General features: G+C 36.0%; 12 protein-coding genes. 1 reads left to right on the top strand and 11 read right to left on the bottom strand.

What is annotated here, in order from left to right:
- Positions 1-634: 634 nt before the first annotated feature.
- Complete coding sequence (locus ODU45_RS05440; protein WP_398580917.1) at positions 635-1,750, top strand: low temperature requirement protein A; 1,116 nt, start codon at positions 635-637, stop codon at positions 1,748-1,750.
- Between the two features lie 89 nt (positions 1,751-1,839).
- Here ODU45_RS05440 and dltD read toward each other — a convergent pair whose 3' ends face one another.
- The 11 genes from dltD to pgfM1 form a co-directional block, all read right to left on the bottom strand.
- Positions 1,840-3,105 (bottom strand): D-alanyl-lipoteichoic acid biosynthesis protein DltD, encoded by a 1,266-nt coding sequence (gene dltD / locus ODU45_RS05435; protein ID WP_208571418.1) that lies wholly within the window; start codon positions 3,103-3,105, stop codon positions 1,840-1,842.
- Positions 3,098-3,337: a D-alanine--poly(phosphoribitol) ligase subunit DltC gene (gene dltC / locus ODU45_RS05430; RefSeq protein WP_002937198.1), complete on the bottom strand. Its 240-nt coding sequence runs from the start codon at positions 3,335-3,337 to the stop codon at positions 3,098-3,100. Before dltC ends, dltD begins: the two co-directional genes overlap by 8 nt.
- Positions 3,338-3,379: 42 nt before the next feature.
- The gene (gene dltB / locus ODU45_RS05425) at positions 3,380-4,621 is read right to left on the bottom strand and encodes a D-alanyl-lipoteichoic acid biosynthesis protein DltB (RefSeq protein ID WP_011922177.1); all 1,242 of its coding nucleotides are present in this window, start codon (positions 4,619-4,621) and stop codon (positions 3,380-3,382) included.
- Positions 4,618-6,153, bottom strand: coding sequence for a D-alanine--poly(phosphoribitol) ligase subunit DltA (dltA, locus tag ODU45_RS05420; RefSeq protein ID WP_105139416.1), 1,536 nt, complete (start codon positions 6,151-6,153; stop codon positions 4,618-4,620). Before dltA ends, dltB begins: the two co-directional genes overlap by 4 nt.
- Before the next feature lie 16 nt (positions 6,154-6,169).
- Positions 6,170-6,295 carry a teichoic acid D-Ala incorporation-associated protein DltX gene (dltX, locus tag ODU45_RS05415; protein WP_002937209.1) on the bottom strand — a complete coding sequence of 42 codons (126 nt, stop codon included), beginning with the start codon at positions 6,293-6,295 and terminating at the stop codon, positions 6,170-6,172.
- 473 nt (positions 6,296-6,768) lie between these two features.
- Positions 6,769-7,119 (bottom strand): hypothetical protein, encoded by a 351-nt coding sequence (locus tag ODU45_RS05410; RefSeq protein ID WP_024400406.1) that lies wholly within the window; start codon positions 7,117-7,119, stop codon positions 6,769-6,771.
- Between the two features lie 108 nt (positions 7,120-7,227).
- On the bottom strand, positions 7,228-7,602 hold the full coding sequence (locus ODU45_RS05405; RefSeq protein WP_024400405.1) for an SSU0592/SSU0593 family protein: 375 nt from the start codon (positions 7,600-7,602) through the stop codon (positions 7,228-7,230).
- A 430-nt stretch (positions 7,603-8,032) separates the two neighbouring features.
- Complete coding sequence (locus ODU45_RS05400; protein WP_105257264.1) at positions 8,033-8,347, bottom strand: SSU0592/SSU0593 family protein; 315 nt, start codon at positions 8,345-8,347, stop codon at positions 8,033-8,035.
- 409 nt (positions 8,348-8,756) lie between these two features.
- Positions 8,757-9,104: an SSU0592/SSU0593 family protein gene (locus ODU45_RS05395; RefSeq protein WP_105142650.1), complete on the bottom strand. Its 348-nt coding sequence runs from the start codon at positions 9,102-9,104 to the stop codon at positions 8,757-8,759.
- A 712-nt stretch (positions 9,105-9,816) separates the two neighbouring features.
- Positions 9,817-10,242, bottom strand: coding sequence for a GtrA family protein (locus ODU45_RS05390; protein WP_398580918.1), 426 nt, complete (start codon positions 10,240-10,242; stop codon positions 9,817-9,819).
- A 36-nt stretch (positions 10,243-10,278) separates the two neighbouring features.
- Positions 10,279-13,191: a glycosyltransferase PgfM1 gene (gene pgfM1 / locus ODU45_RS05385; protein ID WP_398580916.1), complete on the bottom strand. Its 2,913-nt coding sequence runs from the start codon at positions 13,189-13,191 to the stop codon at positions 10,279-10,281.
- Positions 13,192-13,195: the final 4 nt, after the last annotated feature.

Genomic DNA, 13,195 nt, shown 5'->3' with positions numbered 1-13,195 from the left:
GAGAGTTAAGTGTTTGTTTTTCATTGTCGGTTACCAACTTGTCCCATAGTAAGTTCTACCTTATTTCTTTGTCTCATTCTAGTTTCCAGTTTTTAAGACAGACTAGAACTTACTTTGGGAATTTACTGTATTGTCCCAGTCGGCCCTGACTTGGACTGGACACTTGAAAACTAAAGACACATATGTTATAATCATTGTGCTTAAAAGTTCAGGAAACTAAGCATAAGTAAAACACCCATGGTGGCAGCCATGGGTGTTTTTTGTGCTTGCTCAAGGCACGCAGGCTAAGTTACTTGTCGCGTTTGTTTTGCCACTTACGGATTAGCCACTCCGCAATAAGTTCTGCAACTACGCTGACTAACAACGGTAGCAAAACAAGTTTCAGGAAACTATCTAACATAAGTTCTCACCTCCCAACTTGCGCTGTTTAGTGATTGCGACTTAGATATTATATCATAAAATGAACAAATCGTACCATTATAAATATTTTATCATCCACTAAAGAATCAATGATTGAAAAACTCCTACAGACATTTTCCACAATTTTCAGAAAATCAGTTTCAAAAATAACTGGTTTGCTCCCTCACAATTTCTGTGGTATAATATTTCAGATTTTCAGAAAAAGGAGATTACAATGTCTGACATTAAGGCAAAACGTGTGTCAAATTATGAATTGTTTTATGATTTGGTCTTTGTATTAGCTACTTCTTCACTGACGGGCTTGCTACATGGAGACCACATCGGTTTTAAAGAAGTTGCAACATTTATCACTGCAAACTTGATTATCATGACCTTGTGGATGAATGAAACCATCTATCTCAATAAATATGGCGAACGGGATTTTCTGGATATTTTCACCATTATTCCATCCATGTATCTGATTGGAAATATGTCACTTAATTTTAGCAACGATTTTGCACAAACAGCTCTGCCATTTAACACCTTTTTAACCTTGTCTTATGTCATTATTCTCCTACAATATTACCTAAGAGGAAGACGGATCGGTTTCAATCAGGACATTAAGGCAACCTTGCAGATGCTGACGACTTATATTGCTGTCTTTGCCGGTGCAACCTTGTTGGTCGTCTTCAAGCTATGGACCAATGATGAACGGATGCTGATTGTCTATTTCATTCCCTTCTTGATTTCCTTCTTCTTCCAAAAGAGAATGAGTCATGACCCCATCAACTTCCCACACATGGTGGAACGTTGCCAGCTGATTACCATTATCACTTTCGGTGAGACCGTCATCGCTATTATCAAAAATTACCCGCTTCTAGAACTTCCTTTGGAAGGAATCCTCCTCTTCTTCGCAATGGCGACTCTGTTCATCTTCTATATTTCTCAGACCTATCTCACTATCGACCATCATCGTAAGGCAGATGCGACTGTTCTGCTATACGCTCACTTGGTGATTGTCCTTGGCTTGAATTTCTTCACAGTGGCAATGGAGCTTTTCCCTAGTCATCATAATGATTTGACCTTGCCCATGCTGATTGTAGGAAACCTTCTCTTCTATAGTGGTATCCTTTCGACCTCCTTCTATAATCAACAAGTCCATCAAGTTGGCAGGAAAGGTCTTCTTATCTACGGTCTGATTTTAGTAATTGGAAATGTTGCCTTATTGCTGGATGGTCATTCAAATATCCTACTATTTGTTATCTTAAACCTGCTCTCACACGCTATGGTTGCCTATCATGTTATTCGCTTCCGCAAAGCCAACCAAAGTTTGTTGGGAGAAGATATATAATCATTCAGTTTACTACAGTAAAAGAACAAAAAAAGCAAGGAGACTTCCTAATTCAAAGCCTTCTTGCTTTTTATTATAACTGTATCTAACTATTTCAAAAATAGGTTAAAATCTCCCTTGTACGTAGCCCATTCGGAAGTTAAAAATTCTTTTTTTAGCTGATAATGAACAGGCGCCTGTTGTTCTGTCAAGAATGGGTGGATATACTTATCAAGCTCCAGCCAGCCTTGCCAACCGATGTGGATCGTATCTTGCATAAAATAATCTATCCCCCCCTGCTCCGACAAATCAGCAATATGATTGAAACCTTGACTGGTCAACTGGTACTTAATCTTTGCTACTGTTGCCCGATACATATCTTTATTGAGACCAGTGTAGTTCATCCAACGTTCATTAACCGGGGGAATTACAAATAGCACATCAGTCTGATGTTTAGCAAATTCATTCAAAACCAGCTGAAAATCATTGTACTCCGGTGATTGCAGATAAGATATTTTTGTCTGGGATTGTTTGAGTTTTTTGATTTTTGACTGAAGGCGATTTCTATAAAACCTATCATCAATTTGGAAATCATTTGATTGAGTAGAACGACTCCCGTCCTCATTAGCCACTTTACTCAAGCGGTCATAGGAAAAAGTCTCTGGAAGTTTCATCGCTTCCGTTTCTACCAATCCTAAATTACTACCAGAATCAGCAAAGCGACTAAATAAGGCATCTTGCTTTTCTAATAAATAGGCTTGCCAGATCAACTGCTCTCTATCCCATTTCGACAATTCCTTACCACTAGCTACTTTTTGAAACATTCCTGTCAAACTATAGTCTGATTTAAGCTCTAAGAAACGCTTTGCTGCATATCTATCATAGTCATCCCCAGCACTTGTTTGCAGAAAATAAGTGGCTTGATCACTACTAAAATATTGTTCAAATGCCTTAGATGATGCCCCTTTTGGTGAAAACCATTGAGGAGAAACAACATAGATAGCCTGACTATTTTTTAAATGTGCCCCAATCTGTTGCATGCCAAAATATTGTGTCAGCGAAGCTGCACCACGTTGTCCTAACAAATAGGGAGTATACTCTCTCTGATAAGCATCTGCCAACACTGATGGATGCATACTATCAAAACGTGACCACTCACTTGACCCAAAGAAAGGAACAAAACGATGATTTTTGTCTCCCAGAGCCCTATTTTTCTTATATTTGCTCTTAAAACTAATATAAGACAATGCTACTGCATCTTGTTTTTCTTCTTTGAAATTTGGCCGAGAAGCACTCGGGAAAAACAACAAGGTGAGAATAACTAAAAACGTTGCACAAATCACAGGCCCAAAAATCTGCCACAATTGCTTACGCATGCATCAACTCCACAACACCAGAAATGATTTTGTTAGCTGTATTCCAATCTTCACGACCAAACTCTGAAACTGGAACTGTAATATTAAAACGACTTTCTAACTCCACAATAAGTTCTACAGTCCCCATACTATCTAAAACACCCGCATCAAATAGGTCTTCATCCATCATTTCAGATACATCTTCCATAAATAATTCTTCGATAATATTCAATATTGTTTCTTTTACATCCATTTTATATTCCTTTCTACGATTCATACAATCGTTACCTATTGTCTACTTGAACCACAATTTATCTAAAAATCCTGAAAATATCAAGAAAGAGAACATGACCGTATGGAAGGTCACAAACATACCAGCGAAACTCGTCCAACGATTATCCGGCAGTGGTTCTTGCCCAGCTTTTTTTCGAGCTAAATTAATTGATTTCTTCTTACGAATCCAAGCATCATTGATGATCAACCCCAAAGCATGAAAGAGACCATATGCAATATAATACCATGTTACACCATGCCACAAGCCCATCAAGAGCATATTTAGCAGATAGGCAACATTAGATACCGTATTTCGATTTTTGAAAACCTTATGTTTCAACAAAGTCTTAACCAGACGCATGAAGACGAAATCACGGAACCAAAAAGATAAGCTGATATGCCATCGATTCCAAAATTCTTTAAGATCACGCGATTTGAACGGTTGATCAAAGTTAATTGGGCAGCGAATACCCATAAGATTGGAAATACCTATGGCAAACATGGAATAGCCTGCAAAGTCAAAGAATAATTCAAAACCATAAAGATACATAACTCCAATAGTAGGTAAGTTAAACCATCCACCTTGATCCAAGGCTACTGCCTTTAAAGGCTCCAGTAAAGTATGCCCGATAAAATAGGCTAGAATAAACTTATATAAGAAGCCCATCATAATATAATGCACAGTCTGATCGAGCATATTTAATAACTCAGTTCGCTCTGGAATTTGTTTGTAATCTTCCGTAAACCGTCTATAACGATCAATAGGACCACTCGAAATAGTTGGCATAAATAGCAAAAATCGCAGAAAACTCCCCAAACTAAATTCCGTTAGTAAACCGTCCCGCATTTCAATCACCATTCCGACCGACCGAAACGTTAAATAAGAAATACCTAAAAAACCGAAAATTGCCCCATGCTGACTAAAAGTCGGTGCCAACTTTACCCAAGTCAACGGAAAAACAGCTAAACACACGATTAGATAGAAGACCCAGCTTTGATTTGCCCGTTGACGATAATGCTTGTAGAAAAAAATCAACATTGTCTGCCAAATAATATAGGCCAATAAAGACAGCAACTGCATTGTCTTTGTACCTGTAAACATCAAGACAATGAAGGCTAAACTAACACCTGTTTCATACAAGGGGAAACGTTTTTTAAAAAAGAGTCCTATAAAAATTGGTACTAGCGCCAAGACTAGATAGAAAAAGTACAATGGATTTCCATAAGGCTCTAACTGAGGTAGCTGTTTGAAAAACTCCATCATTGAGCATTCACCTCAGCAATCAACCCCTTAATATCAATCTTCCCATTTGCAGTCAAAGGAAGACTATCTCGATAAATAAACTTCGAAGGCATCATATAATCCATCATCCGTTCTTTTAACTCCTGCTTGATGACCTTGGTTAACTCCAACTCTCGATCAAACTGCTCCATAATCCCTGCTTTAGGGACAACATAAGCTAACAGATTTTGCACTTTATGGTCAGCATTATAACGTGGAACAGCCACCGCAGCCTCAATGTAGGTCGATTTATTTAAGTGTTGGGCAACCTCTTCCAACTCGATACGATAACCATTATATTTAATTTGGAAATCCATACGTCCGCCATAGAGTAACAGACCTTCATCTGTCATTACACCCAAATCCCCAGTATGATAGGCCTGTAAGCCGTCAAACTGGAAAAATGCCGCCTCGGTTCTCTCAGGATTATTCAAATAGCCTTTAGAGACAGCAGGACCTGATACAACAATTTCTCCCTGTTGACCATTCGGTACTACTTGACCATCCTCATCCAAAATAAAAGTTGGCGAGTCTGGTTTGGTATAACCAATCGGCAAACGTTTATAATTCACCAGCATCTCATCAGTGATGGCAACTGCTGATAAGGCAACTGTAGCTTCGGTCGGTCCATAAGCGTTAACAATCACAGCTTTTGGAAAACGTTCGCGGAGCTTCTGAGCTGTTTTTACAGTTAACTCCTCTCCGTCAAAATAGAAATGCGTCAAATCTGGTAAATGTTCCCCATCGAACTCACGAGATAGCAAGGCCATATCTACAAATGATGGTGTCGAAGTCCAAATCTTAAATGGCAAAGTTTGAATAGCTGCAAATAAGGTCTTAAAATCCAAAGTCAACTCTTTCGGTAGAGCAAATAAGGTCCCACCAAGGGCAAGCGTCGGAGCCCAATACATAACCGACAAGTCAAACGAATAGGAAGGTTGAGCCAACATTTGTGGTCGCTCTGGTAGCGCAAACTCCTTATCCCTTATCATCCAGTTAGTAAAGCTGAGCAAATTGTCATGCGAAATTTGCACCCCTTTTGGTTTACCCGTCGTCCCAGAAGTGAAGATAATATAGTAGGTATCATCTCCGCTTACAGGATGCATCAACTGATAAGTCGATTTCTTCTCAAAAATGGCTTCAACTTCAGACAAACCAAGCACTGGCAAACTTGTCTCTAGCGGAAAGTCTGCTACCGCAAACACCAAACTCGGCTCTGCTATTTCCAGAATGGCTTCAATCCGATCCAAAGCAGAATGACTATCTACAGGGATATACGGATGACCAGCCTTGGTTAAGGCAACAAAGATTGCCAACATCTGGTACTCCTGTCCGCCAAAAACAAGGACAGGAGAGTTTGCTGGTAAATCCAAACTATCAATATGGGCTGCTAAAGAATCTGAATCTGCTTTTAAATCCCCATAACTATACAACTGTCCTAGATGATGGTAAACAGGGTAGTCAGGATTTTCTGTTGCAAAATGCTCTACCCGCTCTAACATGCTACTAATCATTTTTATACTCTCCTCCTTAAAACTCATTATAGATAAATCCTCCCTGTCCAATGTCTAAATAACTATACAGATACAAAAGTAGTAACAATATAAAAAAATAGAACAGGGTTCTACAGATAAATCGTACAACTGGATGTTGCATGTTCTATCTCCTTCCATCTCTTATTCCTGCGAATTGCTTTAAATACAATGTCTAGTCAATCTTGACTTACTTCGAACTCATTCCATTCATTAAATGATTAATTTTAAATCAACCTATATTTTACCATAATTTTGTCAATTTATTTCTTTTTTCACTAAAAAATACAAGAATATACCTGTTATACAAAGACTGTATTTTTTATCAATGCAATATAAAAAGTTTAGAACAATTACAATATCCTAAACTTTTCACTCTTTAATCTATCTAAGAAAAATTACAACCGAGACTCAAGAAATATGGAATTCGTGTCAACATCTCATTCGCAAAAAATGTGAGGCTATTAAATAATTTCATGCACAATCTCTAGTTTAGATGCCTAGAACTCTCCAATATTTCATACGCTTTTCATTTGAATAAAGACTCAAATGAACCACTGTTCTCTATCCATATGAAGTCAACGAAAAATAGAAATCTTAGCTAAAAATACTTTTGACAAAAGTTGTAAAACGATTCCAAAGCTTCCAAAACCATGAAGAGTTTTCAGGAGTCTTTGGCTGTTGTGTTTCAACTGGTCCAAGAATCTTGATACCTTGGCTTTTAATCTTATCCTCTCCAAATCTAGCTTGTATCGTAATATGATTTTGATTTTTATTTCCAATCGTTTTTTGAAGTTGCTCATTCGTAATCGGTTTGTGATTTCTTGCCACAGCCTGATCTCCTGCCCAAATATTATCATTCGCGTAGGCGGTTGTGCTAGCAAAAGTTGCAACCGCGAGAGTTGTAATGAGTGTTAAAGCTGCCAGTTTTGAATTAGCTCGTTTCATGAAATGTCTCCTTTTACAAAGTATTAGTTTTTTAATGTGAAGGTTTATAAATTAATTGCGCTAAATATTACAAGATTATGAACATTTGAATAACACTTTAATTATTGACTACTTAAATCCAAATAATCTTTGTATACCAAAACCACGACGTACCCCATTTTCAATAAATGATTGGAAAACTGTTTTGAATTTCTTCCATAAGTTCCAAAACCAAGAATCAGATGAATTAGCTGAATCAGCATTCTGACTATGAATAGGTCTCAACCCACTGACCCCATTATTCTCAATAGGAGTATCCTTAGGAAAAGCTGAGTATTCCATTTTCATAAACGTTCCATTTCCAATTGGCTTAAGAGCACCTGATGATTCGACATGATAGTCTTGTGCACCAGCAGTTACGCCACCTGCAGTGCTCATCAGAAGAGCAAGAGCCATAGCACATAGACCAACTTTATAACTACGTTTTGTTACAATACGTTTCATTTTTGAAATGTCTCCTTTATACAATATTCGCCCTTTTTTAGACAATGTAGTGCCAGTATAGCACAAAAAAATAACGTAAATCCCAACTTTAGAGAAAGATTAGATAAAAAACCATTAAATTCCAAAAAATAAAAATATTAATATAAAAATCCGAAATAGGATACGATCCGTTCAAGAGAAGCTTGTCTCGAATAAGCGAAGCAATAAAAAAAGAATATCTCTAAAAAATTTAAAACCCTCTATTTTCACAGAGGGCATACTATTTTGAGTTATATTATTAAAGTTATGAATGTATAGATGAAAAAGATTTTTAAGAGGGTAATATATAGAAAATTAAAAATTTAAGAAAGATTAATGAAGGCATGAAGGATTTGCAAATTTAATTGACTAAATATTACAAGAATATAACTCTAAATAGTAAACATTCTACTTAACACCATCCAACTCCACAACAGAGTGCTTTCCAGAATGTTTTTACACTACTCCAAAAAGAATTAAACCATGATTTGGTTTCAGATGGTTTAGTTGTAGAATTATTCACAGGTTTCAAAACTATGCTCCCCTGTGCAAAAGACTCCGCTGGAGCTTCCAACAGCCTATACACTTTGGTATCACCTCGGGTTTCGACACTGTAGGTCTCCGTACTTGCATGTGCAGTTGCGCCACCTGCAGTGGTCATTAGCAAGGCCAAAGCCATGGCACTCAAACCAATTTTATAACTACGTTTTGTTACAAGTTGCTTCATTGTTGAAATATCTCCTTTATACGATATTCGTCTCTACAAGTGATAGTATAGCACAAACAGACAACTCAAATTCCAACTTTAGAAAAAGGTTAGATAAAAAACTATAAAACTCCAAGATATGGAAATATTAATATAAAGATAAAAAATACACATGCAATGTTTGTGGTTCAAAAGGATCTTGTCTCGAATAATTGTGGTAATAAAGAAAAAATGTCTCTAAAATGTTTAAAACCCTCTATTTTCATAGAGGGCATACTAATTCGAGTTATATTATTAAAGTTATAAATGTGTAGATGAAAAAGATTTCTAAGAGGGTAATATATAGAAAATTAAAAAATTTAAGAAAGTTAGTGAAGTATGAAGGATTTGCAAATTAATTGACTAAATATTACAAGATTATAACTCTATGTTACTTACTAACTTTGAGCCCAGTTAGTCCCACAGAACAACATAATGCATTCCAGAATGTTTTTACACCACCCCAAAATGAACCAAACCATGATGATTTTTGTACAGAAGGGGCTACTTGAGGCATAGGTGAGTTGATAGACTCTAAATTTCCAACCCCTCCTTCATTGAAAGACTGTTTAGGTCCTTTTATTTCTAGAAGCACTTCGTCACGTTGTTCAAAACCAAATTGTGAATTAAGACGTTGCTCTGCATTTACAACTGCACCACCTGCAGTAGTCATCAACAATGCAAGTGCCATAGCGCATGCGCCAACTTTATAATTACGTTTTGTTACAATATGTTTCATGATGAAACATCTCCTTTGTATAGATATTTGCTTCCTCCTATCGGAAACGTAGTAACAGTATAGCACAAAAAAATAACTCAAAAACCAACTTTAGAAAAAGATTATATAAAAACCAGAAAACTACCTGAAAAAAATGAAAACGTTATACAAAACGTAGAGAAAATGATACTGTTTCGCCTATTTCACTTGTTCCTATCAATTTTCAACATGATAAAGGATAGCAATACCTCTTGTTGAAAGTTTCTCGTATATTCAATTTAACGCTCAGAATATTTATAATCACGTAACTGTCCTGTAACGGAGTATATAGAAAAAGAGGTTCAAAGTCATTTCGACTATGAGACCTTTTTTCTATTTGCGTTTATTCTGATTTTTTAGCCAGTGGTATTGTTATTCAATTTATCTTTGATTACTCAGCTAGTTCGCTTTGCAGTACTTTGCATAAGTAACTTGCCTCGCAAGTTTTATTGCCAACCTGACTGTGGTAAAGGACTTGACAAGTTCATCAACAAGTTTTCATTTCTAGTTGTTGAGCATCCTCAGACCTTTTAATCTCCTGCTATGATTGGCTTTGCAAATCCAATCTCCAAACTTTTTTGCATTTCTTAGCGTAGGTAGATAGATGTGAGTTTATTATTTTTTGATTTTTGTTAAGTATAGTTTTTCCTACAATCCCATAAATCTTTATTATGTCGACGTTTCCTCGAGAATATCATTTATGGTTTATAAAAACAAGTAATTTACTAATAAGATAATTCGATAACATAATAAGAATTTGAGATAAATACATTTCAATTCTATTAATCCATACAAAATCATATTGGACAAACTGACCTATAATTTCTGGAAATTGCTCAATAAGAAGAAAAGCCAAAAGCATATCCAAACCAAGAGTAGTTAGCCTTGCTAGAAAAAATTTAACAAATCGCCCTGCCCAACCACTTCTTCTTTGCTCAAATACGAAATAATCGTTCACAAAAAATGCAAAAACAATAGCTATTACATTAGCCACTAAAACAGAGGTTGTTATATTATGCATTAAAATAAAGAGAAACTCTCTAAAAACAATATAAACAACTGTTGTTAAAACTCCAAAAAATAAGTATTTGAAAACTTCGGATTTAAAGAACCTTCTCATCAGCAGATAGCTTTTTCCCACCTTTATTACATCCTCCTAACAGTCCATATTTTTTCTATCTTTATAATACAGACCAATGACGACACCTAAAAAAACTAAACTCAACATGGCTCCTATAAATAATCCTTGTGGAAAGAAAGATATCTCAATAGTGTGTTTCCCTGCACTTATCGGAAACGATAACAAGCTATTCCACGCTTTCTTAGTCATGACAGCTTTCCCATCAACCTTTACTGTCCACCCTTTACTATAGGGAATAGTGGTCATCATTATACTACTATCATCAGTAATATTTACCACTCCTTTAACACATGTATTTGACCATTCTGTAACCGTCATATTCTGTTTCAAACGCTCTGCCAACACCCGCTTAATCGCATCGTTGTCTGCACGCACAAGCCCTGCTCCATTTAAACTGACATTATCCATTGAATATCGCAATTCCAGAACCGTTTCCTGCCCTTCAGTATTTGAAGTGAGTTGCCAAAGTTGTCTCTGAGAAAAACTCTTTTGATTCGTTAACCATTTATTATTAAGTAATATTGAAAGTTTACCTTCTGCTTGGTTTAAAAGATATGGGGTTAGGAAGTAATAAGTATAGCTACTCTTAGGAATAATTTTATAACGAATAATTCCAGGTTGATTTTTATCAATTCGATTATAAATAATTTCCCCTTTATCATTTGTTGTCTCTTCCATATTTTGTGTTTCAAATCCCGAAAAACCAAAAGTTTGAAAATAGCCAACTTGGTCTTTTGTATCTCCCGCCATAGAATTAAGAATAATATTTTGGTTTGCTACAGGATTATTGAAACCAAACTTAATATTTTGAACAAGTGTGTTAGTTCCGAAAGCAATTGAGAAAACGTTCGGATTTTCATAAACGATGTAACGACCATCTTCATAGACTGCATTTGTATAATATTCTGCGAGATCAAAACGTTTTGAATGGCGTGTAAAGTACATTTTTTGTGGATTATTTTCAACTTCTTCTTGTGTATACTCTTTGATATCCATATAATAACGTACGCCATAAAGTGCATCTGTCAGTGCTGTTCCGTTAGCATACTGAGTAGCAGCATTTACACCCACATCACCTAAATAAGAAAACAAATCCATTGTTGAACGCTCCAAACTAGAACTAAAACTACTTAATCCTGGATAAGATAATAATGTTGGTGTCGTTTTTGAATAAGAAAAACTTGAGCCTATACGATAAAACTTAGTTTCAGTATTGTCTCGGATACTGTCGGTCACACGCTTAACAGATATTGTTGCATCTCTAAATTTATAAGCATCTGCATAGAAAAAAGTTGACTGAGATAAATACGCATTATACCCAAGTTCAAAAATAGTAGCTATAATCAATGTTGTCCACGTCACACGATTTTGCTGTAAACAAAAAGATAATAAGATTACTATCCAGACAATAACTGTCAATACTACCTGAGTCAGAAAATACCCTTGTTGTAATAGGATGATACTCGTCATCCCTACAATTGTCAAAATACCCGTAAAACCAATTACTTTTTTTTGAGACCACTGCCATTTTTTCCAACAGAAGAAAAGTATTCCCGCTATTAATAAAACCACAAAACACAGAATCAATAACAAATATTGTCGAACAAAACTTGTTACAATCATAGGTTGCACTTTAGAAATATAGCTATAGCTTTGACTCAGAACATAAACTGCTGCAGCGATAAGTATACTAAGTCCAATGATAAAACTTCTGTATGAAATCTTTGGCTTTTGTTTAAAGGTTTGAAACGCTAGCAAAATCATATAAAAGGATAAAATCCAAGAAAATCGGAAAAAGAAACCTGCGGGATTCTGCCCCATATGCCAAATCTTACTAGCAAACTCATTAATAAAGGAAATGAAAAAGATTGCCAATATAATACAGGCGCCGATTTTTTGATTACGATGCGTCTCAGCAAATCTAAAATAAAGAATAAAACCAAACAAAGCTAACGCCCCAATATAAATATTTGGCAAATTAGGTCCTGCTGACCAACCAGAACTCGTATCAAAACCACCAATGGTCAATTTTGATAAAATATCGAAAGGATTAATTTGTAAAGCAAAGCTAAACTCCATACCCGAGCCTACTTGCCCCTTACTTTGCATAAGGTTTAATACCACCGGATAGAGCAATACAGCTACTAACCCCACTCCTATGACAGAATAAATAAAAGCCTTCAAAAGAGGGGAAAAGAAATTACGTAATTTCTGTCTCCAATCCCCAACAATTGATAAGCGAGGGGATACATAAAAGCAGGCATACATGGCAACAAAGAGACTAATCATGTAACCCATGTAAAATTGAGTAAAGATGGTCAGCGCCAAAGTCCATATATAACGAAACGGCTTACCACCATCCAATAACTCCTCTAGTGCAACGATCACTAGTGGCAACATAATCATTGCATCATAAAAGATTGGGTTCATCTGATAAGAAACTAACATACCAGATAATGCATAGGCTGTTGACATAAGTGGCACCAGCCATGCAGTAGTATCAAGGCCTCTATAACGCTTAATAAGAAGATATGCAAAACTCATCCCAATCGCTCCGTAACGGAGCCAAATGGTTAAAAATACTGCTAAACTAAACTGACTTAATGGAGTAATGACATAAATAAGATTGAAAGGACTTAGCAAATAATAGGCTAATACTCCGAGCATATCCCCTCCTAACGATTTAGTAAAGGAATACAAGAATCCAGACCAATCCCCTGAAAGAATCGTTGATTTCAAAAAACCATAAAAACTAATATACTGTTGTCCAAAATCAACCGCCATAAGACTTTTGCTTCCAAAAGGATATATACCTATGCATAGCCACACAACCAGCATAATAAGCATAGGCAGTGTACTACTGACAATATAAATACTCATCTTTCGATTCGCTTCAATATAATTGAGCAACCTTTGATATAATTTCATAAAT

The organism is Streptococcus sp. 2022WUSS135, assembly GCF_044427045.1.
GTDB classification, from domain to species: Bacteria; Bacillota; Bacilli; order Lactobacillales; family Streptococcaceae; genus Streptococcus; species Streptococcus hashimotonensis.
This window is presented reverse-complemented; position numbering and strand designations above follow the sequence as displayed.

Excerpts from the sequence above, each read along its gene's own strand:
- dltX (WP_002937209.1), bottom strand. The coding sequence starts at position 6,295 with ATGCAACATCCAGTTGTACGATTTATCTGTAGAACCCTGTTCTATTTT.
- ODU45_RS05410 (WP_024400406.1), bottom strand. The coding sequence starts at position 7,119 with ATGAAACGAGCTAATTCAAAACTGGCAGCTTTAACACTCATTACAACT.
- pgfM1 (WP_398580916.1), bottom strand. The coding sequence starts at position 13,191 with ATGAAATTATATCAAAGGTTGCTCAATTATATTGAAGCGAATCGAAAG.
- ODU45_RS05405 (WP_024400405.1), bottom strand. The coding sequence starts at position 7,602 with ATGAAACGTATTGTAACAAAACGTAGTTATAAAGTTGGTCTATGTGCT.
- dltC (WP_002937198.1), bottom strand. The coding sequence starts at position 3,337 with ATGGATGTAAAAGAAACAATATTGAATATTATCGAAGAATTATTTATG.
- ODU45_RS05390 (WP_398580918.1), bottom strand. The coding sequence starts at position 10,242 with ATGAGAAGGTTCTTTAAATCCGAAGTTTTCAAATACTTATTTTTTGGA.
- ODU45_RS05440 (WP_398580917.1), top strand. The coding sequence starts at position 635 with ATGTCTGACATTAAGGCAAAACGTGTGTCAAATTATGAATTGTTTTAT.
- ODU45_RS05400 (WP_105257264.1), bottom strand. The coding sequence starts at position 8,347 with ATGAAGCAACTTGTAACAAAACGTAGTTATAAAATTGGTTTGAGTGCC.
- dltB (WP_011922177.1), bottom strand. The coding sequence starts at position 4,621 with ATGATGGAGTTTTTCAAACAGCTACCTCAGTTAGAGCCTTATGGAAAT.
- dltA (WP_105139416.1), bottom strand. The coding sequence starts at position 6,153 with ATGATTAGTAGCATGTTAGAGCGGGTAGAGCATTTTGCAACAGAAAAT.
- ODU45_RS05395 (WP_105142650.1), bottom strand. The coding sequence starts at position 9,104 with ATGAAACATATTGTAACAAAACGTAATTATAAAGTTGGCGCATGCGCT.
- dltD (WP_208571418.1), bottom strand. The coding sequence starts at position 3,105 with ATGCGTAAGCAATTGTGGCAGATTTTTGGGCCTGTGATTTGTGCAACG.